The sequence below is a fragment of the Bacillus sp. 007/AIA-02/001 genome (assembly GCF_004634455.1).
GTDB lineage: Bacteria > Bacillota > Bacilli > Bacillales > Bacillaceae_G > Bacillus_A > Bacillus_A cereus.
The window spans coordinates 104,450-130,888 of record NZ_SEIY01000002.1 but is presented as its reverse complement, the minus strand read 5'-3'; the positions used below and the strand labels follow the sequence as shown (position 1 = coordinate 130,888).

The following is a 26,439-nucleotide window of genomic DNA, read 5'->3' as shown; positions in this document are numbered from 1 at the left end:
GTTATTTTTTTATATTTATTAATTCGAATTTTTAGTTGACACCCGCTATGACAGGGATTACAATAAATCTCGAAATTGATTTTTTCGCATATTACCGTTTTTCAATTTGCAGAAAAGTCAATATAAAAAAATGGGGGTTCTTAATTATGAGAATTAATACAAACATTAACAGTTTACGTACGCAAGAATACATGCGTCAAAACCAATCAAAAATGAGCAATTCTATGGATCGTTTATCAAGCGGTAAACGTATCAACAACGCTTCTGACGATGCTGCTGGTCTTGCAATTGCAACTCGTATGCGTGCACGTGAAAGTGGATTAGGTGTTGCAGCTAATAACACGCAAGACGGTATGTCATTAATCCGTACAGCTGATTCTGCAATGAACTCAGTATCTAATATCTTACTTCGTATGCGTGACATTGCTAACCAATCAGCTAACGGTACAAACACTGATTCAAACAAATCTGCACTACAAAAAGAATTTGTTGAATTACAAAAACAAATCACTTACATTGCAGACAATACTCAATTTAACGATAAGAACTTATTAAAAGAAGATAGCGAAGTTAAGATTCAAACACTTGATTCAAGTAGCGCTGATCAACAAATTGGTATTAATTTAAAAGCAGTTACTCTTGAAAAATTAGGAATTGATAAAATTGCTATCGGTAAAGCTGATGCTACTACTGGTACTGGTACTGGTACTGGTACTACTGTAGACCTTACAGCTCTTAACAACGCTATGAAGAAATTAGAATCTCCTGTAGCAGCATCAAGAGACACTGATGTTGCTGCAGCTAAAGCAGAATTTGACAAAGTATCAGCTTCATTAGATTCTAACCAAGCTAAAGATATCCAAAAAGCTTTCGATGACTATACAGCATCAGCGAGTGACACTAACGCACAAGCAATCTTTACTGCTGCCAAAGATTTAAAATTAGCAACACCAACACCAACACCAACACCAACACCAGATACTTCTAAAGCGGACGCTTTAGCTGCTGTTGCTGCAATTGATAAAGCTCTAACAACAGTTGCTGACAACCGTGCAACTCTAGGTGCTACATTAAACCGTCTTGACTTTAACGTAAACAACCTGAAGAGCCAATCTTCTTCTATGGCTTCAGCTGCTTCTCAAATCGAAGACGCTGACATGGCGAAAGAAATGTCTGAAATGACTAAGTTCAAAATCTTGAACGAAGCTGGTATCAGCATGCTTTCTCAAGCAAACCAAACTCCACAAATGGTTTCTAAATTATTACAATAAGCCATTTGAGTTAGTTTCCTGAATAAACCTCTCTGCTTGCAGAGAGGTTTATTTTTTCTATATAGATAGATTGAAAGATTTTTTTAACTTAAAGAGAAGCTCTAGCCATATTTAGTAGCGGTCAGGGCCTATTTTATTCTCGTTCCGTGTATGAAAACAAAAAGATAAAGTGAGCATAAGTCTCTTTTTCTCTTCATAACCGTTTATTAGCTTTAGAACACTGACTATATCAATCTATAAGGAGTGTCTATTATGCGTATTGGTACGAATGTTTTAAGTAGGAATGCTAGGCAGTCGTTGTATGAGAATGAGAAGCGTATGAATGTGTCAATGGAGCATTTGGCGACTGGTAAGAAGTTAAACCATGCTTCTGATAATCCCGCTAATGTTGCAATTGTGACTCGTATGCATACACGAGCAAGTGGTATGCGCGTGGCGATTCGTAATAATGAGGATGCGATATCGATGCTTCGCACGGCGGAAGCTGCCCTTCAAACTGTGACAAATATTTTACAGCGTATGCGTGATTTAGCCGTTCAATCTACGAACGGTACAAATTCAAATAAAAACCGTCATTCACTAAATAAAGAGTTTCAATCTTTAACAGAACAAATTGGCTATATTGGCGAAACGACTGAGTTTAATGATTTATCCGTATTTGACGGTCAAAACTGCCCTGTTACATTAGACGATATCGGTCATACAATAAATATGACGAAACATATTCCCCCTTCCCCTACACAACATGACATCAAGATTTCAACGGAACAAGAAGCAAGAACGGCAATTCGTAAAATCGAAGAGGCTTTGCAAAGTGTGTCATTTCATCGTGCCGACCTTGGTGCAATGATAAATCGTTTACAGTTTAATATTGAAAATTTAAATAGCCAAAGTATGGCGTTAACAGATGCTGCATCTCGAATTGAAGATGCAGACATGGCGCAGGAGATGAGTGATTTTTTAAAGTTCAAATTATTGACTTAAGTTGCACTTAGTATGGTTTCACAAGCAAACCAAATTCCGCAAATGGTCTTTAAACTACTACAATCATAAAAATTAATCTTCCATTTTTGGAACGATTCCATACAAAACAAAAGGGAAATACATATAAACTATGTATCTCCCTTTTATTTTGTACCCAAATTTTATTACTGTGTTACCGTCATAACTTGTCCGCTACGGTCAACCATTATTTTCATTTTTCCGTCTTGTGCATTATATAGCCCGAGTTTATGTAATTCCATTTTACAATCTTGTACGAAAGTTGGTAATTTACGAATTTGATCGATATCAGAACTTGTAATGAAATGAATTAAAAGCTGCGTCATACCTTTAATATCTTGTACAAGCTCTTCTTTCTCTCGTTTTAGCCTTTCATTTTCTAGTTGTAACGACTGCAATTCGCCTTCTAGACTACGTGTATTCTTTGCTTCTCTAGAACGCCCTGCTGCCATGCTAGAAAGCTTATAAATACCTTCCATAAACTGATGTAGTTCGTCTTCTTTCCTTTCACTACATTGATTAATTGTTTCAAAGTTATCAACGATACCAGATATAACTGTTACAAGATTTTTTTCATCCTCTTTATGCTGGATTTCTTCTTTTAATTCGTACTCGTTTTCTTGTTTTCTTGCAACGATTGTCTCTTTTACTGGTATATATTTTCGCTTTCGTCCCGGTTTTTGTTTTTCAATATTTTCAAATGGTATTTCACGTTTTTTCAATTTATAATACGTATTTTGCAATTGACTTTCTGTTTTTGGAAAAAGATTTAGTTCATTTTTACTTACGTATTTTGAAATATTTAAAATGTTTAACCCGTGACGTTGACAAAATTGATACACTTCATACAGTAGCTCTAGTTCAGACTTCAGCCATGTAATTGCTGATTTTTCATATGCTCGCATCCCGCCATTTTTTTCTATATCTATTTGAAATAATACCATTCTATTATGTAAATCAACTAACTCTTCATACTTTACTTGGAATTCTTTTTCTATTTTTTTTAATTCCGCTTCTAGTTGCATATCGTTCATTTTATTATTTGACATGTTTTGTAAAAGACCTAATACATTAATTGCTGTGTGGTGATACATAATCTGTGCCACTCCCCCTCATCCTTTCACAATTCTCATCTGACTCCCATGTCTTTTAAGAAAATAGCAATTTTTACATATCCATATTATAACAGTTCGAAATTATCTGTCAAATAATAAACATACAAAAATGTATAGAAAGTATAAAAATTTGGAAAATGTTTTTTAATAATATGTAAAATTGCATATTAATTACATTTAATTATATTATATGGTATTTTGGATGTTTTTTCACCGAAAAAATTTGCGTTACCACGAAATGTTACTAAAGTAATCCAAAAAAATACGTTCACTCATATTTTTAAATTAAAAATCTTCAAATAAAGATTTTTTCATACATACAGCGCCAAACACCCAAGAAACCTTTCATTTTTCTACCAATTTAAAGTATATAATACTAAAAAGGAACTAGCCAATGCTACACATGGCTAATTCCTTCCTCTCTCTAACAAAATAGAGTTATAAACCCAGTCTTCAAAACCTCAATCGAAGTCTCGCTTCTTCTTACCTAAAACTACTTCATACCTCTGAACTCACATCGCATGAGACTCTATTAAGCACTGAAAAACTTCCTTACATAAGTAGTTCCTCTATTCCTACTAAATAGAAAAATGTTATACACCAGCTCTTCTACTTACCTATAACCACTCCATATATCTGATCTCAACATCGCATAGGGCTCTATTAAGCACTGACCGCTCAACACTTGGCTAGAGCTTCTATTCCGGCTAATTAGAAGCTTTTAAAGCACTAACTTATCAACTAAACCAATTAGCTCTTGAATATCTGGCTTACTTACTTGAGCATTTGCTCCTACAGCTTCACCTTTATGGAATAATTCATTTGTAATTAATGAAGAGAAAATAATGACTGGTAAACGATTCATTACTTCACTATCCTTAACCACTTTCGTTAAATGATGTCCATCCATTTTTGGCATTTCAATATCCGTAATTAGCAAGTGAATATGCTCAAACATTTTTTCGCCTTGCTCTTTCGCTAATTTTTCAATTTGCGCTAACGCTTCTGCACCATTGCTGAAGAAGTTCATTTTTGTATATCCAGCTGATGATAATGTTTCTTCTAATATTTGGCGAAGCATCGCTGAATCTTCTGCAATGTAAATTACTTTTTCAGCTCGATCTGTTTTTTGTTCTAATCCTGCAATTGATTTATTGTCATAACCAGTGCCGCTAATTTCACATACAATTTTTTCATAATCTAATAGTAAGATGATTTTTCCATCTAGTTTTACAATACCAGATGTCGTTTCTTCTAGTCCCATAGATAATGAAGCTGGTTCATCAATTTGTTCCCACGAAATACGTTGAATACGATGCACTTCATCAACGCGGAAAATAACTTTCATTTGGTTTAATTCTGAGATGATAAATTTCGTTTGATCAAGTGGCTTTGTTGACTTTAAATTAAGAGCCATTGCCAAGTTAATAACAGGTAAAATTTCACCACGTACTTGAACAACACCTTCAACTGCATGATGAGATTCTGGCACAGTTGTAACAGGGAATGGATTAATGATTTCACGTACTTTCATTACATTAATACTAAATAGGTTTTCACCAACAGTGTACGTAACAATCTCTAATTCATTTGTTCCGCTTTCTAATAAAATACTTTGTGCTTGTGACATAAAGGTGTCGCTCCCCTTCCATTAATTCCGTATATCTAATTATTAAGCTTTATAAAAGAGAAAAAGTCAACTACCTATATAAAAAATATAGATAGTCGAACGATTCATTTTATAAAAAAACAATTAATCTTGTATAAACGAAGCAAGTGCCTCAAATAAAACTTCTTGTGCACCTACAATTTCCGTCGGCATTGCTTCCCATTTTTTCGAAAGCTCTGTCTCTACTCTTATTCTCAGTTCAGAATTCATTTCTGCTAGCACATATTCTTTCGTTGCTATATCAACATCAAGTAGCGCGAGTGCATATAATTCCGGATCATTTATTTTTTCGAATAATCGTTTTAATACCACCGGTGCTATATGTTTTAATTTTTCAATATGAATTTCCTTATCCGAAAATAGTAACTCATATTGAATAAACGTAACATTTTCTTTAATCACTTTAAAATAACAATTATTTTTTTTATCATTCACAAAATAACCGTTTGGATCTGCAATAATACTCTCTACTTTACGAATTAAATCTGGCAAACTATTCGCCGCCATTACAGTTCGCTGCTCAACCTCACTCGGCGAAATGAATGTAACGCGATACTTATTTTGCGCCATCCTCCTCACCTCTCCTTTTATAAAAATCTATTGTTACATACTATCCAGAAGGCACTGGCCTACTATGAAATGATTATCTCAGTACGCCTCCATAGCTCTATTCTTACAACTAGGAGCTCTTCTGGACCATAACTGTTTATCCACACTAAACTTTGCTTACCTCTTCTTATACTACCCTAGTAACTCTCCATACCTTTGTCCTTACACACCAGTCGAGGCCCTATTAGGCACTAACCGCTCAAAAACAACGCTGGGTCCTCTCGTCAACCCTAAAAAGAGCTTTTTAGATCTTTTTAAGAACTTTTCAATAACTCTATGTTATTAAACCAAAACGCTAGCTGCTGATCCGTAATATTTGGCAACATAACAAAAAACTCACGACACTTCATCTCATCCTTAAACAGTTGATACTTCCAAACACTATCGCTACCAACACTTATGAAATAAAACTCATGGATACGGCCAATGATCGCTTGTTTTTCGCCAAATGAATACGGAGGCACTTGCTTAATTTCAAATTGATCTGGTAAATATACATGCTCTTCTCGTTCTATTTTTAATACTTGCTCGGCAAGTTCACGTTTATTTTCGAAAAAAGGCAATTGTAAAATTCGCTCTTGTCTTGTCATACGAATAAAAAACCCTTTCTACTCCATTACATTTTTTCCATGCGATATATTATCGAATTAAGTTTACAACTTCATTTAATACTTCATCTGAAACTTTAATTACTTTCGCATTTCCTTGGAATCCGCGTTGGTATAACATTAAGTCAACAAATTCTACAGATAAATCTACGTTTGCACCTTCTTGTGCACTACCACGTACTTTTCCTGCTCCATTTTGTCCAGATGCACCAAGAGCTAAAATACCCGTCGTATTCGTCGCTGTATAGTTACCATTACCAGTTTTCATTAGTCCGCCTTCGTTCGGGAACATCGCAACAGCTAATTGGCCAGCAGCTTTCATGCTTCCATCAGAATATTTTACCATCACATATCCACCATCAGCAATGAAGCAATCTTTAACAGTCGCCGCCGCTCTACCATCTACGCCTGTTACTGATAATGTTTTATCTGTTGGATGATTCGTTAAATTACTTAAGTCTAGTTTTATATTGCCGCCATTAAATGGAATATTAGCTGCTTGCTCTTTCGGACTTGGATTTCCAACAGCATCAAATGCCATATTACCGCCTGCACCTTCAACATCCTTAAACCCTTCTTTTTTCGAATCATTGCGCATCTGTACTTTATATGAATAATTATGTTCGCTCGTTTGTGTAAACTCCACACGCATCGTCCAAGTGTTACCAGCATTATCATATATAGGTATCTCTTGTGAGATTGCTTTTGCATCAGCTGGAATATTCCCTCCAACTACACCTTTTGATGTTCGAATACCACCAATTGCCGTTCCCATTGGAATTTGCAACGGTCCTGGAATTCCAGATAAATCAACTTCACCAGTTGCCTCATTTGCAGGGTATGCAAATACGTATTGACCTTCAGTATTCGTAATATAGTAATCTGAAGATATCCCAAACGTACCTTTACGAGTAAATTCCATATTTCCGCCTTTTGAATCACCTACAACGAAGAAACCATTACCTTCCATTGCTGCTTGTGTTTTACCACCTGTTAACGTAATTGTACCATCACTATAATCGGTAACCGTTCCGCTCAATTTTACACCGTTACCGATACTTTTTGGGTTTGTTCCAGCATATTTATCATCGGCTTTTGCACCAATCGAATTGTTATATAGTAAATCATCAAACATTGCTTTTTGTTTTTTATAACCTACTGTTTGTGCATTGGCAATATTATTTGAAGTTACACTTAATGCATTTTGTGTTGCATTCATCCCTGTAATACTTGTATATAACGCTTTAATCATAACGTATGGACACTCCTTATGAATTTGTATTTTTTACTTCTTCAGTTACTTTTTGATCGTCTTTCTTTGCGTCTTCTGGGTTCGTTTCCCCAATCGGTTTATCAGACACTCTCTCAACGAAACGAAGAGAGACAACTTTATTATTAATAACGAGCTGTACATCGTTATTTTCCGCAAGACGAACTGTTTCTACTTGACCGGTTACTTTGTTTCCGTCACCGTCAACACCTCTTACGTATTTCCCTAAAAACTTCATTCCACCATCAAGTGCTGTTGAATACATCGTTGATTGCAGCTTATCTACTGCTTTCGTCATATTCTGTACTTGTTCCATAAGAGATAACTGCGCTGTCTGATTCATCATTTGATTCATATCCATCGCATTAAATGGATCTTGATGTTGGAAACTTGATAAAAACAATTTTAAGAAATCATCTTTCCCCATTACCCCAGGAGTCTTTTGCGCTCCTGCTGAAACTCCATTACTTTGTTGCACTGGCGATTGTACACCATTAACAGGTACATTACTTTTTTGCGCTCCTGCTTGTAACGGAATATGATTTGTACTCGTTGTATTTAATCCAACTGTTGGCACGCTTTATTCCTCCAATAATCCCGCAAATTCTGTTGATTGTTGTTTTTCATGATTTGTATTTGCTAATTTCTGTTTTTGCCTTTGCTCTTGTTCTCGCTGTTCTTTACGATTTTCATCTTTATCTGAATAGCTAATTTGAATATTGATTTCTTTTTCTTTTAACTTTAATCTCAATTCATCAAAAATGATTTCAACACGTTTTTTCGCATCGTGTTTTTCCATTTCTACGTGAACGTCAATTTGATCTCCGTGTTTTTTCATAAACACTGTTAATGTACCAAGTTTTTCTGGATTTAACTGAAATAAAACACGTTCTTGTTTCACTACAAATTTTTGCAGCGCTTCTACTTGCGCTTCCATTTTCTTTCCTAAGTCAGGTAATGAAACTTTCTCAGCACCACTATTTGATTTCCCTATTTGTTCGGTACTCGTTGTTTTATTTAATAATTCTGCACCTGCAGAGCTCGAATCGTTTAATGCATCAACTTCTGGCAACTCTATCTTTGCATCATCGCTCTCAGCTTTCGGAAGATCTACGTCTTTAAACTCTTCTTGTTTCTTTGCAATATTACAAGTTTCTGTTTCTACAGCCTTCAATGCTTGCATCGCTTGCTCTGGCATCTTCATTTTGTCTAATACCATTTGCATTGTATCTTCTAAACATATAGCATTTTTGATATTCATATTTGAAAGAAGTTCTTGTAATTGTTGTAATTCAGCTACAGGTAATTCATTAAGTTTAATATTGCCATATTCTTTATATAGCTCTTGTATTTTTTGTATGTATTGATATAACAATTCCGGCTGCACATGTAATTGCTCAATTGCAACCATTTGCTCAGATACAGCTAATAACAACTGTTCTGTCTCTTTTTTTTCTTCTTTCTTTACAATTGGTTCTTCTTTCGTTACCGATGGTTTAGAAAGGTTATATTCTTTTTTCTCTTCTTTTGGTGCTTCTTCTCGGTTCGTTTTCTCCGTTTGCGGCTGTTTTTTATTTTCCATTCTCATCGTACGATCGAATGAAGAATCTTCATTTTTTGATTGTACTTCTAGCCCTTTTTCTTTTTGCGGAGGTAAACTTTGTTGCACCGGTAATACAGACTGTATCACTACATTCACCTCATCCATTCATACACATTTTCAAATCCAGAAGCATTTTTTCTTCCAGCTTTTCTTGTGCTTTCGCAAGCTTTTTGCAATCTTCTTGATACATCTCATCAATGACACGTTCTTTTTCTTTTACTTGCTCTAAAAGGCTTTCATTTTTTTGAATAAAACCTTCCGTTTTTTTAATTTTTCGATTCCATTCTTCTATTCTTTCAGGTGAAAACGTATGTGAAGAAAGCATGCCAGCCATAATACGTTGCCCAGTTTGTACGACTTTACTACGCGATTTCACAACATATAAATCATATTCTTTTTTTTGTTCTATTTTTCTTTTTTCAGCTGTTAATTCATACACTTCTTTTAAAATATGTTCTTTTTCTTGGTTTATTTGCAATTTTATTGTGTCGTACTGCTGTTTATCCACCTGTTTTCATAGCCCCTTTCTATTATAACGTTCTCTTTTTCTATTATATAGTTTTTTTCCAAAAAAATCTGTGAAATATTAAAAAACAAAAAAATAAGACCTCTTGGGCAGAGGCCTTATACTATATGCTGTATCGCTTCAACGATATCATCAAATTGGAAACTATCCGATCGACCTTGCTTTAAAAATGTATTTATGCCTTCTACTTTATTTTTACATTCAAAAATATAAGCATTTTCTTCATTTTCTTGAATCGTTCCTAGCTTAAAATACAATTCATTTTCTTTATAAATTGATAAAATCCTTCTCATTTCATTTGCAAGTTGCCAATGATGTGGCGAAACAATTTCTTCCATAATCCTACTTACTGAATCTAATACTGAAATTGCAGGATAATGACTAAGCGTTGCAAGCTCACGCTTTAATACGATATGTCCATCTAAAATACCACGTGCTAAATCTGGTACAGGACCATTTAAATCATCCCCATCAACAAGCACCGTATAAATACCTGTTATAGATCCCTTTTGTGTTTTTCCGGACCGCTCTAACAACTTCTTCATATAACTTTCCATTAACAGTGTTTTACCACCAATCGGTAACTCTTTAACAGCAATATCAACACTTCTTCGTGCATCGGCAAAACGAGTAACAGAGTCCATCATAAGTAATACGTTATTACCTTGATCACGGAAGTATTCAGCAATAGACGTTGCGAGTTTCGCTGCACGAAGTTGCATAAGATGACTTTCATCTGACGTCGCTACAACAACGACGCTTTTTCGCATACCTTCCTCGCCTAACTCTTTTCGAATAAAGTCTTTTACTTCCCGGCCACGTTCCCCTACTAAACTAATAACATTTATATCAGCTTTTGCATTTTTTGCTATCATTCCAAGTAAAGTTGATTTACCAACACCTGACCCAGCAAAAATACCAATCTTTTGACCGATACCAATTGTTAGCATAGAATCAATTGATTTTATTCCTGTTTCAAATACATCGGTAATCTCTTCACGTTCAAATGCATGTATAGGTGGTGCATCTAGTTTTATTTTCTGTAATGGAATGTTTTCAGCTTCCTCATTTAACACTTCACCATTTGCACTTAACACTTTTCCGAGCAAGTGATTACCACGTGGTACAACAACATCTTCTGAAACTAATGTCACTGAATCTCCATAACATACTTTTTCTGTCTGTTCAAATGGAAGTAGCATATTATTTTCTTTTTCAATGGCAATCACTTCACATAAGACGTTATGTTCTCCAACGAAGCAAACATCTCCAATCTTCGCTTTCGGCCCTTTTGCTACGAAAAACTGTTCTTGTACACTATGAACTTTGCCTACTTTCGTATACAGCGGTGTTTTAATAAACTTATTCCATTTTTCGTTCTCATTCATTAACAGGCGGCTCATACATTTTGCTCCTCAAATAACTTCTCTTCTTCCCATTTCTGACGAAGTTTTGCAAATATAGGTGCAAATTTAAATTCAAAGAACTCTTTCTCTTCTTCCAGAACAAATTCACCAAACTGCAAGGAGAAATCATATTTCCATTCTACTAATTGTAGTAACCAATATTCTTTCGTATTCTCCTTCTCTTCTTGAATACGTTCAAACGTTTCTGGATGTACTGTAATGATTAATTTTTCAAACGAAGTTGGCAATGTTTGCACGATGCCAGTTAAAATAGGTAACACATCAAGCAATCGTGAATCTACCGCTTGATTCACGATTTTTTCTGCTAGATGAAAAGATTGATCCCATAATAACTCTGTCCATTCATATGCTGTTTCTTGTTGTTCTTTTTGAAATTGCACACGCGCTGCTTCCATCTGTTCCATTTGCTCATGAATATGCATTTGAAATTGTTCTTTATCTTGTAATAACTGCTGCCGCTCTCGTTCTAGCATTTGCTTCTCTTGCCTTAGCTGACTCATTTCCATATGTAATGATTCTTGCTGGGCGCGAAGTTCTGCATGATCAGCTTGTAATTCTTCCTCTTCTATTTGAACTGAAGCTGGTTTTGGAAATTGTAATTCATACGTTTCTTCAGAAAAAGAAACAGAATTCTTCGGAATTCTGTTTTTAAATAAGGACATCCTCTTCACCTCTTTGAACGATAATTCTTCCTTCTTTCTCTAGCTTTTTCACTGTACCAGTGATCGTTTGCTGCGCTTTTTCAGCATCCGTCATCTTAAGCGGTCCTAAGCCATCTAATTCTTCTAGAATCATCTCTTTACGGTTTGAAGACATACATGTAAATAATTTCTCTTTAATTTCTTCTTTTGCAATTTTAAGTGCTTTCGCAAGAACACCGTTATCTGTAATTTCTTCTAATACACGGCGAAGCGCAAGATCTTCAAGACCAAGTAAGTCTTCAAAGACAAACATATTTTCTTTAATTTTCTCAGATAACTCATAATCGACTTCATCCAGCTTTTGAAAGACTGTTTTTTCAACACCTCGTGAAACATTATTTAAAATATTTACGATTGTTTTCAAGCCATCAGTTTTATTAATTGCACTAAATGCCATATTATTTAATTTCGATTTTAACAACTCACCAATTTGATTAATTAACTCACCATCAACTTGTTCTAGTTTCGCTATACCCATTACCGTTTCAACGCGCTTATGATCTGGCAATCTCTCAATTAATTGAGACGCAAGTTGCGGTTTAATATAAGAAGCGATAATTGCAATTGTTTGTGGTGACTCATCATTAAGCACTGTAAGAAGTGGCTCTAAATCTGTAAGTGAATTTAAGAACTCAAACGGATTATCTTTGTTATACCAAAGATCTTCCAATAATTTTTCCAGTTCGTCTTCTGGCATGTTTTTAAATATGCGACGAATGTATTCTTTATCTGGAGTGACTAAGTTCAATTCTTTTACATTTAGTTCATATAAGAACTCTCCTAGTACATTTTCTAACGTTTCTGGTTTGTATACACGAAACTTTGCGATTTCACGAAGTAATACTTCTTTTTCCTCAGCTGTCATATATTCAATGACTTTTGCTGCCACCCCTTCTTCTAATGTACGAATAAGGATGGCAGCTTTTTCTTTGGAGGAGATTTCATCTAACATCGTTGTTCCTCCCTTACTGTCCGTTTAACCATTTTTTAATTACTTTTGCAGTTCCTTCTACATGTTCTTTCGTAGCATCCTGCACTTGTTCATCTAACGTTGGTTCTTTCGGTTCTTCTGGTTCAGGTTTTGGCTCTGGCACTATTTTTTCTTCAGGAATTTCCAAGATACTTTCATTACTTGCAGCAATTTCCTCTTCTGCTAAGTATTCTTCATATTCCTCTTCTTCTTTCTTTCTCTTACGTCTTGCTAATAAGAACCATACTAGGCCACCAATCGCTAATAAGCCAGCTGTAATTCCACCGAATAACCACCAGTTCATACCACTTTTTTCTGGCTCTTTCTCTTTTTCGGCTTTCGGCTGATCGAACTGAACAGTTACAACGTTAACTTGACCATTTATAAAGTTACCGTTCGGATCAGCTTGAAGTCCTGCCGCTGTTCCGATTGCTTCTTTAAAAGTTGTCATATCAATTCTACGTTTTACTAGCGTATCATTATCTACCCATACAACAACATTTGTTTTCGTTAATTCTGGGTGTTTCTTAATTGTTTCAACTGTTTTATCTATTTCATAGTTTTCGATTTTGTTACCATTTTTATTATCATAGACAACTTTACCATTTTGATTATTGTTCGTACCGTAGTTTGGCACTTCACCGTTCGCTGTAATACCAGCACCTTGCTTCGTATCTGCCCCTTCTTGCGCAGTAGAGCTTTCCTCTTGCTCTTGTTTACTACGAAGTACACCTTTATCACCATACTTTTCTGACTGACGTGTAACTTCATCGTAGTTTACAGATACTTTCGTATTCACTTTATATTCATTCGGTTTAAACATCGTCATTAACGTTGCATCAATATCTTGCTTTAATTTACCTTCAAGTTGGTGCTGCATCTCTACTTCTTTCTCGTAAGAAGAGGAACTACTAGAATGTGCTTCATCTGCTCCTTTTGAGATAACACCTTTTTTACTATCAATAACACTTACTTCTTCTGCCTTCACACCAGGAACTGCTGCACTAATCATTTGCTGTATACCTGCAACTTGATCAGCTGTTAACAATTGGCCACGTTTCACTCCAACCGTAATCGCCGCTGTTCCTTTTGCTTTTTCTTCATCAAAAATTGTCTCTTTTTCAGGCAATGTAATTTGAACATTTGCCGTTTCAACTGTCGCAAAGTTTCTTACAATATCTTGCTCCAATTGCTTCTTCGTACCGACAATTTGCTTCATTTTTTTATCTTGTTCACTTGAACCAAGAGAGCTTTCTAATAAAATTTCTTCACCGCTTTTCGAATTAAACGGTAAGCCCATCCCATTCATTTCTTTTCGAACCCATGGAGCATCATTCTTTTGCACACGAATTGAACCATCGGCCGCTAATTGGTAATCGACACCTAACTTCGATAATTCTGCTGTAATCTCTTGTTTATCTGCATCATTTAAATTTTGATATACAACAACATATTTATCTGGCAAGGTGAAGTATAAAAGTGCTCCTGTTACAATCGCTAAAAGCGCAGCACCGATTACTAACTTATGCCACGTTTTTAACGATTGGATAACATTTTTCATCTTTTCCATTTAAACACACCCGTCCACTTTCCTAAATTTGCATATTAATTAGTGACTTATAATTTTCAATAAGATTATCACGTACGAGAGCAGCTGTTTTCATTTGAGACTCAGCTTTCTTTTGCTGAATTAAAACGTCATGTGTTTCTCCTACCCCTTTAGTTAGTAAATCATATACTGCTGTTTGCGCATTGTTTTGCGTTTGATTCATATCTTCCAATAAATCAATAAACTTTTTCCCCTCAACTACAGATGTTTGAGAAGTTTTCGGTGCACCAATTGACTGAATTGCTCCAAATGGTTGTGTATGTAACATTGGTTGAATTTTCATATTACTATCTTCCCCCTTATCCTCGGCCGATTTCTAAATCTTTATCAAGCATTTTTTTATTCGCATTTAATACACTCGTATTCGCTTCATACATTTTTTGAGCAACCATTACATTCGTCATTTCAGCAGTTACATCAATATTGGGATAACGTACATATCCTTCTTCATTTGCGTGCGGATGCGTCGGATCATACACTAAATTTTCCGTTTTGTCTGCTTCAATACTTTTTATTTTTACTCCGTTAGTAGGAGCCCCATCTAACATACTTGCAAAACTATTGTTTGATTCTAGCACCACACTACGACGCTCATATAAATCTGCCCCCGGAGCCGCCGTCGTATTTGCATTTACAATATTGTTAGAAGTAACTTCCATCCACTTTCTCGCTGTTGTTAGCCCTGAGCCACTTGCATTAATTGCCTGAAACATCCGTTGTCTCTCCTTCTACTTTTAACGTCCGCGTGCCGCTTGGTTAATTGCATATTGTGTATTAATTGCGTTAATTGAAATACCGTATAACTGATTTGCTTTCATTAAATCTAGCATTTCTGTCGTTACATCCACACTATTTCCGTCTTTATTCGTTTGCATTGATTTTGTTTGAATTTTTGCATATGTATTTTTCGTATTTACTGTCGGCAAGTGCATTTCATTCGTTTGATATAAATCTGGATTGCTCTTTAAATCAGCCGCATTGTTTTTATATAATGCACTACTTTTATTCATCTGCTCAGCAAATGTTACATCTTGTGCTTTATAGCCAGGTGTATTCGCATTTGCAATATTACTAGAAACCGTATTTCGTTTCGTCACTAAATAATTCATATAATGGCTTACATCACTCACTAAATCTGGCATATTCCACACCCTTCCTTTTCTAACTTAATGATCCACTGATAGAAGTTTCACTTCATTATTTATTTTCTTATATGCATTTATTAAAATATTTACTATTATGTACCCTTACATATTTTATTCCATTTTTTCATTGTTGTCTTTAGAAAAATATAAAAATATAAAAAAGAATGCAAAAAACTGTATACACACGGTAATCTATAGAACATTTCAATATATAAACTAAAGTCCATTTTTCTATTATTTAGATTACAATTATTATTTCATCACAGTCATAAAATGAAACCTCAATCAGCGGGTTCTTTATGTAAACGAAGGAATAGACCCCCTTTTAAAAGGGGAACCTGTTTCCAGACGTTATTATTAATATTTACCGTAAAATGAATTAGCCTTCATTCGCCCATCATTTGTCATAATCATTTCTTCCAAAATCTTTTGCTTATCCCGAATATGCTGTGCTGCCTTAATAATGAACGGGCTTACCTCCGCCGCAACTTGTGCACGCGTTTCTTCATCCAATGTCATCATCCAGCGATTTAACATCTCACTCTTCTCAGCAAACTCTCTGTCTGACACTTGCAATTCACCGATTTCATTAAAACAGCTGACAAACGTCCGATAAATATCATTGTTCATTTTCAAGTGCTCCGCGGTAACCGTCTATTAAATCTTGTAACACTTTCACAATTGCATCAATATCTTTCGCTTCACGCGTTACTTTCATCGTTTGAATTTGAATGCTAATCCAATCATATAAACCATAGAGACTATCATATAAATCTTTCGTAATTTCAGGATTTAATTGAAGCTTTAGTTCTTCAAAAATACGTTCTAATTTTTCAAGAAGTGCGTCCCCTTCTTGTAGTTTAAAAGTATGTAAAAGTTCTTCTAAATTACGAAACTCTACAATACATCTTTCATAAATAAAAATTGTATTTTTAATCGGATTACTCGTCATAATATCATTTTGCATATAACGTTGCCATGCTTGCATACGATCACTTCCTCAACTTTCATTAATCATCACTTTTTTGTTTTGTCATTGCTTTAATTGTTTTGAGTTGGCTATCAAGCGCCGCCAATGTACTCTCTAGCTTTTGATACTTCTTCACGATTTCATCTTGCTTTTGCAAGTTTTGCGTCTCAATATCTTTAATCTTTTTATCTAAATCACTTACACGTGAGTCAATGTTTTTAACTCTCTCGCCGACTACACCTTTATCACCGAATAGTTTATCAAGCGGTTCTTCCATCATTTTTCCTAAACCGTTAGAACTAAAGAAAAATTGCTTCGCTGCATCGGGTTTTTCTTTTAATGCTTGTGTTAATTTTTCATCATTAACTTCCATCGTTCCATCTTGCTTTAATTGAATACCAAATGTGAATAAATAATTACCATCTTGAGAAAATGTTACGACATTGTTCATTGCCTGACGTACACTTTGCATAATAGCTTGACCTTGGAAAGCTCCACCTTTTCCAGCAAAGATATCTACTGTAGAAACAGCTTTATTATAATCAGCTACCATTTTTTTAATAACATTCGATGCGTCTGTTACGTTTGAGTCATTTACTGTAAATTTTAGATCTATACCTTTTGCTTTTGGATCTGCATTTGTACCTGTTCCATCTTCTGGTTTATTTTCCACCTTTGATTCCGTTACTTTCAATAGCTCAATTTTCACACCTGGTAATGCTTCAATTGTATTACTATCACTTTTTCCCTCAACACCATTAATACTATATTTTGCATCTAGCGCTTCGTTAATAGTATTTAATTTCATTTCTGTCGTAGGTTGATTATTCTCATCTGTACCTTCCACTTTCGTATAAAACAAATCTGTAAGTACATTAGGCGGTGTCTTTTCTAATTTAATTTCATTCATTGCCCCTTCTTTTTTCGAGGTCATGAAAATTTTATTTCCAAGTGTATAAGCTGATACGCCATAATCTCCATCATTAATCTTATTAATTAAATCTTTATATGTCATATCAGTTGTTACTTTTAATTCTTTACCACCTAGTTTTAATGTTTCATCTTTAGGAAGTTTCGCATTTATATCTTTAATTTCATTAGAAGCTATTTGATGACGTTGCGCGAGCTGTGTAATTGTCATATTAAAAGTTCCTGCAATCGCACCACCATCTGCTTTTACATTAATATAACCTTCTTGTGTTGTCGTTACTTTTTTCTCATTCCCTTTAAAAGCCGCTAAGTTTTTAAACGTTTGTGTGAAAGAACTAAATTCTGATTTTAAACTTGTATATAATAATTTATCATTTGTAAGGTCGTTCTTTTCTTTCGTATATGGTGTTTTTCTCATATCTAACGCTTGCATTTCTAATTCTACTAGGTTAGAAGTATCGATCATATTATTTCCGAGGTTCCAAATTTGTTGTCTACCACCAATACCTGTCATCGTTGTTCCTGCCATTTTTCTCACTCCTTGTAGATTACATGTAGTCTAAAATACTCGTTTTACTCATCGTACTAACTGCTTTAAGTGTCGCTTCATACGTCGCATTTATATATGCCAAGTCAGAAATTGCGACCGCTAAATCAACATCCTCAATTTCTTTACGGTTTTCTTGAAGCGCTAAATTTTGCTCACTTAAAATTGTTTTAAACGTCTCCATTGTGTTCATTGTTGAACCAACTTCAGTTGTACGGTTAATGATGCCATCTAAGTTTTTCTTATTTTCTCCTAATAACGGTTGTAACGCTTTTTGGTCACCTTTTTGCATCGCTTCGCTCATCTGTTTTAACGTTTTTATAACCGGGGATAATAATGCTTCTCCGTTACGGAATGCCTTTAACTCATAACCGTCATTTAGTTGCCAGTTCACATCATTTTGTCCACCCTGGTACGTACCATCTTCTGTAAATGGTGACTTTTCTGCACTATCACCACCGAAAATATAACGACCTTGCTCTTTCGTATTCGCTAAATATACAACTTGTTTTAAAATTTGATCAATCTCTGCACCGATGGCTTTCAATTCTTTTTCACCATTTGGCTCATTTAATGCCTGTACCGTTAATTGATCTGCTCTCGTTAAAGATTTAAAAATACCTTGCAAAGTATTTTCAGTTTGTGTTAATACATTTTTTGAGTCAGCTAAATCTTTTTGCATTTGTTCAATATTCGCCAATGAATGTTGAATCGCAAATGATTTACTCGCTGCAAGTGGATCTTCACTCATAAGAAGATTTTTCTTCCCTGAAGTTACTTGGTTTCTATGGTATTGTTGTTGCACATTCAAATCCATTAACTGATTCTTTGCCCAGTTTGCATTTTGAAATGTAGATACTCTCATTTCTATCTCCTCCTTATATATTTCCAATCAATTATTATCACTTATCGAATAATCGAAAATAGACTATCAAACACTTCATTCATCGTAGTAATAGCTTTAGAGTTTGCGACGAAATATTTTTGGAAGGCCATTAAATTTACCATTTCCTCTTCCATATTTACACCTTCAACGCTCATTTTTTCTTGTTGAATACCTTCTAGTAAGTCGCCATGAATTTTTTGATAACCATTTACTGCACTTTTATCAGATGCAACACGAACTATAAATTGGTCTAATGCTTGTTTATAAGAAAGACCTTCTTTATAATCGTCATCTGTAACTGCTGCTAGTTTATTTGCTGTTTCAGCAGACATTTTCATTTTCGAAACATCTTTTTGGAATTCTGGATTTAACTTCATCTCTTTCGCATAATCTCCAACGAAGAAATCTTTTCCCATCACTGTATTCACTTGATTTTTCATTGAACTCATTAAGTCTTCGAGATTTTTTTTATAATCAACAATCTTCGCTTTCGTATCAATCGCTGATTTTATCGCTCCGCTAGTTACAGAGATTTCTGAACCGTAAATCTCAACTGACATTGGGTCTTTTTCTTTATTTAATTGAAGTGGATATGTATCTTGTCCATTTACTGTTAAAATACCATTCATTCTAACACTCGCGATATTAGGATTCATAGATTCATAAGATACTTCGATGTTTGCATACTTAGACATCTCTGTAACGATGCGATCTCGTTCGTCTAAAAGTTGATTCGGCACTTGTGTACCCGCTTGTCCAATTTTATGATTCGCTTCTGCTAAACTAGCAGCCAGACGATTAAATTCATTAACATGCGCTTCAATATCTTCTGCCGTCTGCGCTTCCACTGTATCTAAGTTTTTCGCAAGACGATTTACTTGACTAGTGAACTTCCCAGTTTCAGAAATTAATGTATCATAGTAGTTTGGTTGTTCTGGATTTTTTGCTACTTCACGAAAGGCATTAAAGAAACCGTCCATTAAACTAGATAATGAATTCTTCCCTGTCGTTCCAACCATAGACTCTACACGTGATAAAGTTGAATTCATGTAGTTATAGTAAGAGAGCTGAGATAATTGATCATTAAACTGCTTCGTTTTTACCTCATCAGTAATACGGTCAACACCTAGCGTTTGTACACCGTAACCAATTCTCTGTTCTGGCGTATGACCATTGCTTGCTCCAACAGATCCGTAATTCACCATTTGACGAACATAACCCGGTGTATGAATATTAGACAAGTTTTGTTTCGTTGTTTGTAACCCCATTTGAGCCGCTAACATACCAGATAGCGGTGTATTATAATCAGATAATCTCATAAAGCTTCACTTCTCCTTTACAATAGTTCATTCATAAAGATTTGCGAATTATTGTTTCGCTCTAAATTATATTCAGAAACAGAATCCACAATACTTTCTGTAGTTTTTAATAGTACGTTTAAGTAATATTGATTTTTCAAAAGAAGCATTTTTACATTCTCTTCTAATTCAGTTACGTTTTTTTGTAATTCTTCCATTTTTTCAATTTCTTCTTGAGAAAAATACGAAAATAACGCACTTACACGAAACGATTCAACCCCTTGTTCTTTACAGAACTGAACAACCATTTCTTCTAATGAGCTTGATAACCCTTTTAAACCATCAATGTACTGCAATTGCTCTACTTGCAATTTTTGAACTGCATTTACATTTTTATTTTTTAAATTCTCATATATTTGCTCTCCAAGCGCTTGAATATTTTCATACGCTTTTTGAATAATAACGAGTTTTTCATATAATTGTATGTACATATAGCTTCCTTTCTTTTACAAGACTAAATTCACAATTAAACCATGGATTTCTCCAATTTGATTTAACATTTCTAAATGTCCTGTTTTCGTATTAATTAAATTCATAACATCTTCTAATTCATTCAATCCCATTTCTGCCTGTTTAACAATCGTCATTTTCTGTGAATATCCGTAACGCGGGTGACGAGACATGACATCTTTATACTGCAATACATTATCAACGTAAAAATTCAAAAATGATTTTACTGTATTTTTGTATTCCATTACATTATCAAGCGTTAATTCCATTTCAATTTTCTCTTTAATTTCTCCAATATTATCGACAAACGCTTCCATTTGTTCTAGCAATTTATCTTTTTTCGGATCTGCATGCAAATTATCCGAAAATGCAAGTCCTGTCCTGACATTTGCTTCTTTCGGCATTTGAGTAGCAGGCGGTATATGCGATAAAATTGGATTATGCGAGATAGAACGTAGCATATATATCACCTATTTATTTTTTTATTTCTTCCTAAACTTAATCGTAAAATCCAGTTATTTATAATTATACTCTGAACAGTAATATTTTGCAGTTATTTTTTATAAAAGATATGTTACAATTTAGCATGAGGTGGCACAATTCTATGAATATTTTCCTTTGTGGTTCAAATCAATTAACAGCATTAGATCAAGAAGAAATTAAAAAATTTTTAACTGACTATGCTCACAAACATAAAATTTACATATTATGTTATAAATCTATCGAAAATGAGGTTCTTCGTTTTTTCGTTGAGAATGAAAGACTCGCTCAAAATTTATGCCTTTACACGCTGCAACCATTGCAAGCAATAACAGATGAATTTCAAGAAGTCGTTGATTACTTAAAAAAACACGGAGCCGAATATATTGCTTTTGATCATCCTTCTGACTCCATTTACCGATCAGATTATATGTTTTTTGTTAAACAAATTATTGAAGACACTGATTTAGTTCTCTGTTTTTATAATGGGGACAAACATACATCTGTCATCCCTGTCGATGTTGCAAAAGAAGCAGGTATTGATGCTGTCATTTATGATTTACCAGGATTACATGAAAAGCAAATGAAAAAAAGCTTTGAACAAAAAATTCGTATGATGTAAAGGGGGAGGCACAATATCATTATTGTGCCTATTATAAATATGATAATTGAACACGATTATGATCATTTTATCGCGAGTTTTAAACAACAATTCAATATGGATATCGCTTCGTATAAGCAAGATAGAATGCGCCGTAGAATCGATGCTTTCATTTCGAGAAAAGGCTTTGAAAACTACACTAATTTTTTAAACAAATTACGTGCTGATCAAAATTTATTTTTAAATTTTATTGACTATATTACAATTAACGTTTCAGAGTTTTTTAGAAATAAAGAACGATGGCAAACTTTAGAGTCGAAAGCACTACCAAAATTACTCGAACAAAATAGCGGAAAATTAAAGGTATGGAGTGCCGCTTGCGCTGCTGGTGAAGAACCGTATACACTCTCTTTAATTTTATCAAAGCATCTAGCTCCATTCCGTTTTGAAATTCAAGCAACAGATCTTGATTTTCATATTTTAGAAACTGCAAAACGCGGTCAATATACAGAACGTTCGTTAAAGGAATTACCTACTGATTTGAAAGAACGTCATTTCACAAAAGAGAATGGTCTATATTCATTGCATCAAAACATTAAACAAAACGTCTCGTTTAAACAACATGACCTTTTAATGCAGTCATTCGATACAAATTATGATTTGATTATTTGTCGCAACGTAATGATTTATTTTACCGAAGAAGCAAGAGTAAAACTTTACGAAAAATTTAGTCGTTCTTTACGAAAAGGCGGTGTACTATTTGTTGGTAGTACGGAACAAATTTTAACACCCGAACGTTACAATCTTCAGCGATTTGATACATTCTTCTACGAAAAAATATAAAAGAGGTCGTCACAATGGAGTGACGACCTTTTTACATAACTCGAATTAAAATAATACCGACAATCCATATGAAGAGAAAAAGAAACGTCATAGACCATTTATGTTCTTGCATCGTTTGTTTCAATGCCTGTGATAATTGTGTCATGTTCATTTCCGCAAGCGCTCTCCATACACTTACATCCCGATCTTTAGCAATGCGGTCTGTAACGCTAATTAAAATCGTTTCGTTAGACAATTTCGTTATATAAGCAGTAATTACCGTTACCATCAAATTTATATTTCCTTCTGAAGAATCACTTTCCACTCTAGAGATGAGTGCACTTACATCTAGTAAAGGAATATGTACTTTTCTACCAAATGATAGTTGCACTTCAGCGAAATCATATGTTCCATCTAACAAAGGAAGTTCTTTTATGTACGCCTGCTTAATAAGTCCTTGTAGGCTTCTAATTACTTGTTCAAACACTTTTTCTGATTGCTTTCCTTCTTGAGATAATGTATGTAACTTTTTAAAAAGTTGTAACACCGTATCCATCTCTTTAGAAAGTATTTCCTTCATAATCTTTCCATCACTTAAACTTGCAAGTAAAATACCTATTTCATTATTTTTCGAAATAATTTTAGACTGTCCAGTAAACACTAAATTGCTACGCTTTCGTTCTTTCTGGATTTCATGTTCCGAAATAGCTGCAGGCTGTTTTAATGGTTGTAGCGTCTTATCTTCAATTGTCGTACGTTTAATCTCCATTTAAGCGCCTCCACTACTATGAAATAATTAGCCCCATTCTTTATTACTCTTTAAAACTAAAAACAGTACGAATAAACCTGACATGATAGTAAATACATCCGAAGCTTGTACTCCCTGTTCACCTTTTTCTTCTTCCTTGTCTTTCGTTTCTTCTTTTTGTTCTTTCTTTTTAGAGACAACTTGTTTGTTATTTTTCTCTTTTTGGTCCTTCGCCTTATGTATTTCCTTGTTGTCTTCGAACGGCTCTTTTATAACGTAAGTAAATTCCTCTTTCTCTTTCAACGGTTCTTTTATAAACTTATTTACTTTCTCATCTTGCTTCGGAATTTGAACAACTGGCAATTTTTCTTCTGGAAGCGGGTTTTTGATTTTCAAATCTTCTTGCTTCTCATTTTCTTTCTTATCTTCTAATTCATTTTCTAGTTTATTATCTAATTTCTCTTCTTTCTCTTTCTCTTCTATCTTTTTATCATCTTCGTTTTTTGGCGCCAAAACAGAAATGGTATATTCACTTTCTTCAACAAGTTTATTACCTGCTGCATCTATTATCTCTACAAGTAATTCGTATGGTCCAGCCGGCAATGCTTCTGTTATTTCAAATACTTTTTGCCAATCCATATCATGCTTGTTGTAGTCTAATAAAAACGAAAGCTCTTTATTTTCTTTCCCTTTTAATGTAACGCGCACTTCTTTTACAACCGATTCTATATCTGACGCTTTTACTCGTATATGTATAGAATCTCCCTGTTTTCGTTCAACTAAGTTCTCTTTTACTTCATCAATAGTAACTTTCTGTAACTTTGGCAATTCTTTATCTATAGTTGGCGTTTCATTTTTAATACGAATGAGCGGGACTTTCACTTCATTTTTTACGATTTCTTCTTTCTCATTCTCTTTGTAACTTTGAACGAGCTGAAGATTCCAAACACCTTGCAAATCAAAATCCTCTGCTTTATAGTTAGCAACCCAGCTCTTCGTTTCTTCATCATACTCAAAAGATAGTATTCTTTCTTGCGCATATTGCTCGCCATTTTTTTGTAGCTGCAATATACCTTTCATACTTTGAATGTTTTTCCCATTTGGTTCTACAGCAATTCGCACTTCTTCGCCAACTTTAAGCTCCGGCTTATTTACTGTAATAATTCCTTGTTCTGTTTCTATCTTTCTTTCATTCAATTGTTTATTTACTACTTCTTGTTGCTCTGCTTCTTTTTGTTTCTCTTCATCTTGCTTCGTTTCCACTTGTTCTGACGATTCTTGAGATTCCTTATTTTCTTCTTGTACATTCACTTCATTTATTTTTTGATCTGACTCAATTTGTTCCTCAGCCTGACTTTGCAAGGGGAAGAAGAAGCACACATGTATGCATAGCCAACTCATTAGAAAAAACTTTACGTTTTTCATCTACTAGTTCAAACTCCTATTTCAATGCCTTATAGTGATTTCGTCACTTTTACTCCAAAAAATCCATCTACATTTACAAGTTCACCATACGCCACTAATACATCATTTACATAAATACGAATCGGTTCATCAATATCCTCATCTAGTACAACTGCTTCATTTTCTTGTAAACTTAATATATCTTGAATCGTTTTCACTGTACTTCCAAATACAAATTTCACGTTCATTTCTACATTTTGTAGAATGGACGTGTCCATATATACTGGTTCCATTTGTTTTACTTCTTTAAATTCAATAGGTTGCACAACTGGTTCTACAATTTTTTCTTCTTCAATTTCTTCTGTGGCAATCTCTTCTTCCACCATCGGATACAGAAGTCGCCTTACCATTTCTTTCGCTTCGGAAATTGGCAAAATTTGATACATCTTCGATTGAAGCAAATCGCCAATTTCAAGATTGAACGTAATTTGAACGAGTTCGTCCACTTCCATTGACTCTCCCAAATATTCCATTTCTTCTTTTAACGTTACAAATTTAACATTTGGCGGCGTCATGTCCATTTTTTCTTGAAACATTTCTGACATCGCCGTAGCAGCATGACCCATCATTTGGTTCATAATTTCTTTAATACCGCTCAGTTCTAATTCAGTAAGCTCTTTTTCTGGGTCAACTTCCCCTGTTCCCATCATCATTAAATCTACCATTGTTAAGGCAACATCTTTCGTAAATACAAATACATTCTCATTCTTTAGCCCTTCAACAAAGTCGACATTTAAAATAACAAATGGTACTGGTACTCCATCATAATGACGAACATTGATTGCTTCCACATTTGGTGTACTAATTGTAACTGGCTGATTTAAAAGCGTTGACAATACTGTTGAAGCGGAGCCAATTGAAATATTTGCAATTTCACCAAGCACATCTTTCTCTTCTTGTGTTAAATGCTCTTTTTCAACTTCTTCTACAATCTCAGTTTCCACTACTTCTGCTGGTTCATCTGTTTCTTCTACTCCACCAGATAATTGCATTAATTTATTTACCATTTGTTTCGCATGCTCAACTGAAACAATTTGTACAAGTTTAGAGTTTACAAGATTATCTATCTTTAAATCAAACGATACTTTAACAATCGTATGATTCCCATCGATTTCAGAGATTTTCTCCATTTCTTCTGATAACTTTACAACTTTAATCGTCGGCGGAGACATATCTACTGTATCTTGGAAGAATTCCGACATAGATGTAGCTGCGAATCCCATCATTTGATTCATCGCTTCTTGTACAGCACTTAGCTCTAATTCACCAAGTTCTTTTCCGTCCTCGACTTCACCTGTTCCCATCATCATTAAATCAGCAATGGACAATGCAACATCTTGCTTAAGAACAAGAAGGTTTTCCATATCTAATCCTTTTGTAAAATGAATGTTTAATACAACATGTGGAACTTCGACATCTCTTGAATCATATAAATCTACCAACTCTATACGAGGAGCAGTAATGCTTACTTGCCTATTTAAAATTGTTGATAATACAGTCGAAGCTGAACCAAATGATATATTTGCAATTTCGCCAAGAATATCGCATTCTTGAGGCGTTAAATGCTCATTTTCTTTTTCTAGCACAATCGTGCTCGTATCCCCTTTTGTGTGTTGCTCAGGCATTTTCCCTGCCTCCTCATTTCTGTTTTTCTATCA

28 protein-coding genes and 1 pseudogene are annotated in these 26,439 nt (G+C 34.5%); 4 read left to right on the top strand and 25 right to left on the bottom strand.

The features are described from left to right. Positions 1-146: 146 nt before the first annotated feature. Positions 147-1,271: a flagellin N-terminal helical domain-containing protein gene (locus tag ES895_RS06120; RefSeq protein ID WP_135238199.1), complete on the top strand. Its 1,125-nt coding sequence runs from the start codon at positions 147-149 to the stop codon at positions 1,269-1,271. Positions 1,272-1,523: 252 nt separating this feature from the next. Beyond that, positions 1,524-2,324: pseudogene (locus ES895_RS06115) on the top strand (flagellin N-terminal helical domain-containing protein). A gap of 95 nt (positions 2,325-2,419) precedes the next feature. Here ES895_RS06115 and ES895_RS06110 read toward each other — a convergent pair. The 22 genes from ES895_RS06110 to ES895_RS06000 form a co-directional block, all read right to left on the bottom strand. Beyond that, the gene (locus tag ES895_RS06110) at positions 2,420-3,367 is read right to left on the bottom strand and encodes a DNA-binding domain-containing protein (RefSeq protein ID WP_000274675.1); all 948 of its coding nucleotides are present in this window, start codon (positions 3,365-3,367) and stop codon (positions 2,420-2,422) included. A gap of 742 nt (positions 3,368-4,109) precedes the next feature. Further along, on the bottom strand, positions 4,110-5,018 hold the full coding sequence (locus ES895_RS06100) for a chemotaxis protein (protein WP_000075943.1): 909 nt from the start codon (positions 5,016-5,018) through the stop codon (positions 4,110-4,112). 123 nt (positions 5,019-5,141) lie between these two features. Then, on the bottom strand, positions 5,142-5,627 hold the full coding sequence (locus ES895_RS06095) for a LysR family transcriptional regulator (RefSeq protein WP_098207242.1): 486 nt from the start codon (positions 5,625-5,627) through the stop codon (positions 5,142-5,144). 293 nt (positions 5,628-5,920) lie between these two features. Then, positions 5,921-6,256 carry a DUF3964 family protein gene (locus ES895_RS06090; protein WP_135238198.1) on the bottom strand — a complete coding sequence of 112 codons (336 nt, stop codon included), beginning with the start codon at positions 6,254-6,256 and terminating at the stop codon, positions 5,921-5,923. 49 nt (positions 6,257-6,305) lie between these two features. After that, a complete protein-coding gene (locus ES895_RS06085) occupies positions 6,306-7,526 on the bottom strand; it encodes a flagellar hook protein FlgE (RefSeq protein WP_058839178.1) in 1,221 nt (406 codons plus the stop codon). A gap of 16 nt (positions 7,527-7,542) precedes the next feature. Then, complete coding sequence (locus ES895_RS06080; RefSeq protein WP_001143460.1) at positions 7,543-8,121, bottom strand: flagellar hook assembly protein FlgD; 579 nt, start codon at positions 8,119-8,121, stop codon at positions 7,543-7,545. Between the two features lie 3 nt (positions 8,122-8,124). Then, complete coding sequence (locus tag ES895_RS06075) at positions 8,125-9,234, bottom strand: flagellar hook-length control protein FliK (protein ID WP_130055391.1); 1,110 nt, start codon at positions 9,232-9,234, stop codon at positions 8,125-8,127. Positions 9,235-9,244: 10 nt separating this feature from the next. Beyond that, a complete protein-coding gene (locus tag ES895_RS06070) occupies positions 9,245-9,655 on the bottom strand; it encodes a hypothetical protein (RefSeq protein ID WP_000360855.1) in 411 nt (136 codons plus the stop codon). Positions 9,656-9,771: 116 nt separating this feature from the next. After that, entirely contained in the window at positions 9,772-11,076 is a 1,305-nt protein-coding gene (gene fliI / locus ES895_RS06065; RefSeq protein WP_044796752.1) for a flagellar protein export ATPase FliI, read from the bottom strand. Further along, the gene (locus tag ES895_RS06060; RefSeq protein WP_074554105.1) at positions 11,073-11,762 is read right to left on the bottom strand and encodes a FliH/SctL family protein; all 690 of its coding nucleotides are present in this window, start codon (positions 11,760-11,762) and stop codon (positions 11,073-11,075) included. The genes fliI and ES895_RS06060 overlap by 4 nt, the downstream gene beginning before the upstream one ends. Beyond that, positions 11,749-12,753: a flagellar motor switch protein FliG gene (gene fliG / locus ES895_RS06055; protein ID WP_000883364.1), complete on the bottom strand. Its 1,005-nt coding sequence runs from the start codon at positions 12,751-12,753 to the stop codon at positions 11,749-11,751. The genes ES895_RS06060 and fliG overlap by 14 nt, the downstream gene beginning before the upstream one ends. A 13-nt stretch (positions 12,754-12,766) precedes the next feature. Then, a complete protein-coding gene (locus ES895_RS06050; protein ID WP_053514213.1) occupies positions 12,767-14,341 on the bottom strand; it encodes a flagellar M-ring protein FliF C-terminal domain-containing protein in 1,575 nt (524 codons plus the stop codon). A gap of 22 nt (positions 14,342-14,363) precedes the next feature. Continuing rightward, entirely contained in the window at positions 14,364-14,663 is a 300-nt protein-coding gene (gene fliE, locus ES895_RS06045) for a flagellar hook-basal body complex protein FliE (RefSeq protein WP_000701672.1), read from the bottom strand. A 16-nt stretch (positions 14,664-14,679) separates the two neighbouring features. Then, positions 14,680-15,093 (bottom strand): flagellar basal body rod protein FlgC, encoded by a 414-nt coding sequence (gene flgC / locus ES895_RS06040; protein WP_000484680.1) that lies wholly within the window; start codon positions 15,091-15,093, stop codon positions 14,680-14,682. Between the two features lie 21 nt (positions 15,094-15,114). Next, positions 15,115-15,522, bottom strand: coding sequence for a flagellar basal body rod protein FlgB (gene flgB, locus ES895_RS06035; protein ID WP_001113108.1), 408 nt, complete (start codon positions 15,520-15,522; stop codon positions 15,115-15,117). 360 nt (positions 15,523-15,882) lie between these two features. Next, on the bottom strand, positions 15,883-16,155 hold the full coding sequence (locus ES895_RS06030; RefSeq protein ID WP_001058088.1) for a hypothetical protein: 273 nt from the start codon (positions 16,153-16,155) through the stop codon (positions 15,883-15,885). Then, positions 16,145-16,513 (bottom strand): flagellar export chaperone FliS, encoded by a 369-nt coding sequence (locus ES895_RS06025; RefSeq protein ID WP_001149516.1) that lies wholly within the window; start codon positions 16,511-16,513, stop codon positions 16,145-16,147. Before ES895_RS06025 ends, ES895_RS06030 begins: the two co-directional genes overlap by 11 nt. 22 nt (positions 16,514-16,535) lie before the next feature. Continuing rightward, the gene (locus tag ES895_RS06020) at positions 16,536-17,954 is read right to left on the bottom strand and encodes a flagellar hook-associated protein 2 (RefSeq protein ID WP_135238197.1); all 1,419 of its coding nucleotides are present in this window, start codon (positions 17,952-17,954) and stop codon (positions 16,536-16,538) included. Between the two features lie 19 nt (positions 17,955-17,973). Beyond that, a complete protein-coding gene (locus ES895_RS06015; RefSeq protein WP_001266405.1) occupies positions 17,974-18,837 on the bottom strand; it encodes a flagellar hook-associated protein 3 in 864 nt (287 codons plus the stop codon). Between the two features lie 41 nt (positions 18,838-18,878). Beyond that, positions 18,879-20,177 carry a flagellar hook-associated protein FlgK gene (gene flgK / locus ES895_RS06010; protein WP_001239711.1) on the bottom strand — a complete coding sequence of 433 codons (1,299 nt, stop codon included), beginning with the start codon at positions 20,175-20,177 and terminating at the stop codon, positions 18,879-18,881. Positions 20,178-20,194: 17 nt separating this feature from the next. Next, positions 20,195-20,647, bottom strand: a complete 453-nt coding sequence (locus tag ES895_RS06005; protein WP_000275885.1) for a hypothetical protein — start codon at positions 20,645-20,647, stop codon at positions 20,195-20,197. A 15-nt stretch (positions 20,648-20,662) separates the two neighbouring features. After that, positions 20,663-21,127 (bottom strand): YaaR family protein, encoded by a 465-nt coding sequence (locus ES895_RS06000; RefSeq protein ID WP_000946323.1) that lies wholly within the window; start codon positions 21,125-21,127, stop codon positions 20,663-20,665. A 143-nt stretch (positions 21,128-21,270) separates the two neighbouring features. Between ES895_RS06000 and ES895_RS05995 the strand changes: the two genes are divergently transcribed. Together ES895_RS05995 and ES895_RS05990 are read left to right on the top strand one after the other, a co-directional pair. Further along, positions 21,271-21,768: a flagellar motor switch protein FliG gene (locus ES895_RS05995; RefSeq protein ID WP_001020108.1), complete on the top strand. Its 498-nt coding sequence runs from the start codon at positions 21,271-21,273 to the stop codon at positions 21,766-21,768. A gap of 39 nt (positions 21,769-21,807) precedes the next feature. After that, complete coding sequence (locus ES895_RS05990) at positions 21,808-22,590, top strand: CheR family methyltransferase (protein ID WP_135238196.1); 783 nt, start codon at positions 21,808-21,810, stop codon at positions 22,588-22,590. Between the two features lie 31 nt (positions 22,591-22,621). Here the strand turns inward: ES895_RS05990 and ES895_RS05985 are convergent, their stop codons facing one another. From ES895_RS05985 to ES895_RS05975, 3 genes are read right to left on the bottom strand one after another with little or no spacing between them, the layout of a single operon-like run. Continuing rightward, entirely contained in the window at positions 22,622-23,338 is a 717-nt protein-coding gene (locus ES895_RS05985) for a hypothetical protein (RefSeq protein WP_135238195.1), read from the bottom strand. A gap of 27 nt (positions 23,339-23,365) precedes the next feature. After that, positions 23,366-24,742 (bottom strand): transglycosylase, encoded by a 1,377-nt coding sequence (locus ES895_RS05980; RefSeq protein ID WP_135238194.1) that lies wholly within the window; start codon positions 24,740-24,742, stop codon positions 23,366-23,368. A 29-nt stretch (positions 24,743-24,771) separates the two neighbouring features. Further along, entirely contained in the window at positions 24,772-26,406 is a 1,635-nt protein-coding gene (locus tag ES895_RS05975) for a flagellar motor switch protein (RefSeq protein ID WP_098516711.1), read from the bottom strand. Positions 26,407-26,439: the final 33 nt, after the last annotated feature.

Bases quoted from the DNA above. Each gene is read 5' to 3' on its own strand.
- ES895_RS06000 (WP_000946323.1), bottom strand. From the start codon at position 21,127: ATGCTACGTTCTATCTCGCATAATCCAATTTTATCGCATATACCGCCT.
- fliE (WP_000701672.1), bottom strand. From the start codon at position 14,663: ATGAAAATTCAACCAATGTTACATACACAACCATTTGGAGCAATTCAG.
- ES895_RS05985 (WP_135238195.1), bottom strand. From the start codon at position 23,338: ATGGAGATTAAACGTACGACAATTGAAGATAAGACGCTACAACCATTA.
- flgB (WP_001113108.1), bottom strand. From the start codon at position 15,522: ATGCCAGATTTAGTGAGTGATGTAAGCCATTATATGAATTATTTAGTG.
- flgK (WP_001239711.1), bottom strand. From the start codon at position 20,177: ATGAGATTATCTGATTATAATACACCGCTATCTGGTATGTTAGCGGCT.
- ES895_RS06005 (WP_000275885.1), bottom strand. From the start codon at position 20,647: ATGTACATACAATTATATGAAAAACTCGTTATTATTCAAAAAGCGTAT.
- ES895_RS06110 (WP_000274675.1), bottom strand. From the start codon at position 3,367: ATGTATCACCACACAGCAATTAATGTATTAGGTCTTTTACAAAACATG.
- ES895_RS06050 (WP_053514213.1), bottom strand. From the start codon at position 14,341: ATGGAAAAGATGAAAAATGTTATCCAATCGTTAAAAACGTGGCATAAG.
- ES895_RS06060 (WP_074554105.1), bottom strand. From the start codon at position 11,762: ATGTCCTTATTTAAAAACAGAATTCCGAAGAATTCTGTTTCTTTTTCT.
- fliI (WP_044796752.1), bottom strand. From the start codon at position 11,076: ATGAGCCGCCTGTTAATGAATGAGAACGAAAAATGGAATAAGTTTATT.
- ES895_RS06020 (WP_135238197.1), bottom strand. From the start codon at position 17,954: ATGGCAGGAACAACGATGACAGGTATTGGTGGTAGACAACAAATTTGG.
- ES895_RS06025 (WP_001149516.1), bottom strand. From the start codon at position 16,513: ATGCAAGCATGGCAACGTTATATGCAAAATGATATTATGACGAGTAAT.
- ES895_RS06100 (WP_000075943.1), bottom strand. From the start codon at position 5,018: ATGTCACAAGCACAAAGTATTTTATTAGAAAGCGGAACAAATGAATTA.
- ES895_RS06090 (WP_135238198.1), bottom strand. From the start codon at position 6,256: ATGACAAGACAAGAGCGAATTTTACAATTGCCTTTTTTCGAAAATAAA.
- ES895_RS06095 (WP_098207242.1), bottom strand. From the start codon at position 5,627: ATGGCGCAAAATAAGTATCGCGTTACATTCATTTCGCCGAGTGAGGTT.
- fliG (WP_000883364.1), bottom strand. From the start codon at position 12,753: ATGTTAGATGAAATCTCCTCCAAAGAAAAAGCTGCCATCCTTATTCGT.
- ES895_RS06085 (WP_058839178.1), bottom strand. From the start codon at position 7,526: ATGATTAAAGCGTTATATACAAGTATTACAGGGATGAATGCAACACAA.
- ES895_RS06015 (WP_001266405.1), bottom strand. From the start codon at position 18,837: ATGAGAGTATCTACATTTCAAAATGCAAACTGGGCAAAGAATCAGTTA.
- ES895_RS05995 (WP_001020108.1), top strand. From the start codon at position 21,271: ATGAATATTTTCCTTTGTGGTTCAAATCAATTAACAGCATTAGATCAA.
- flgC (WP_000484680.1), bottom strand. From the start codon at position 15,093: ATGTTTCAGGCAATTAATGCAAGTGGCTCAGGGCTAACAACAGCGAGA.
- ES895_RS05975 (WP_098516711.1), bottom strand. From the start codon at position 26,406: ATGCCTGAGCAACACACAAAAGGGGATACGAGCACGATTGTGCTAGAA.
- ES895_RS05980 (WP_135238194.1), bottom strand. From the start codon at position 24,742: ATGAAAAACGTAAAGTTTTTTCTAATGAGTTGGCTATGCATACATGTG.
- ES895_RS06120 (WP_135238199.1), top strand. From the start codon at position 147: ATGAGAATTAATACAAACATTAACAGTTTACGTACGCAAGAATACATG.
- ES895_RS05990 (WP_135238196.1), top strand. From the start codon at position 21,808: ATGATAATTGAACACGATTATGATCATTTTATCGCGAGTTTTAAACAA.
- ES895_RS06030 (WP_001058088.1), bottom strand. From the start codon at position 16,155: ATGAACAATGATATTTATCGGACGTTTGTCAGCTGTTTTAATGAAATC.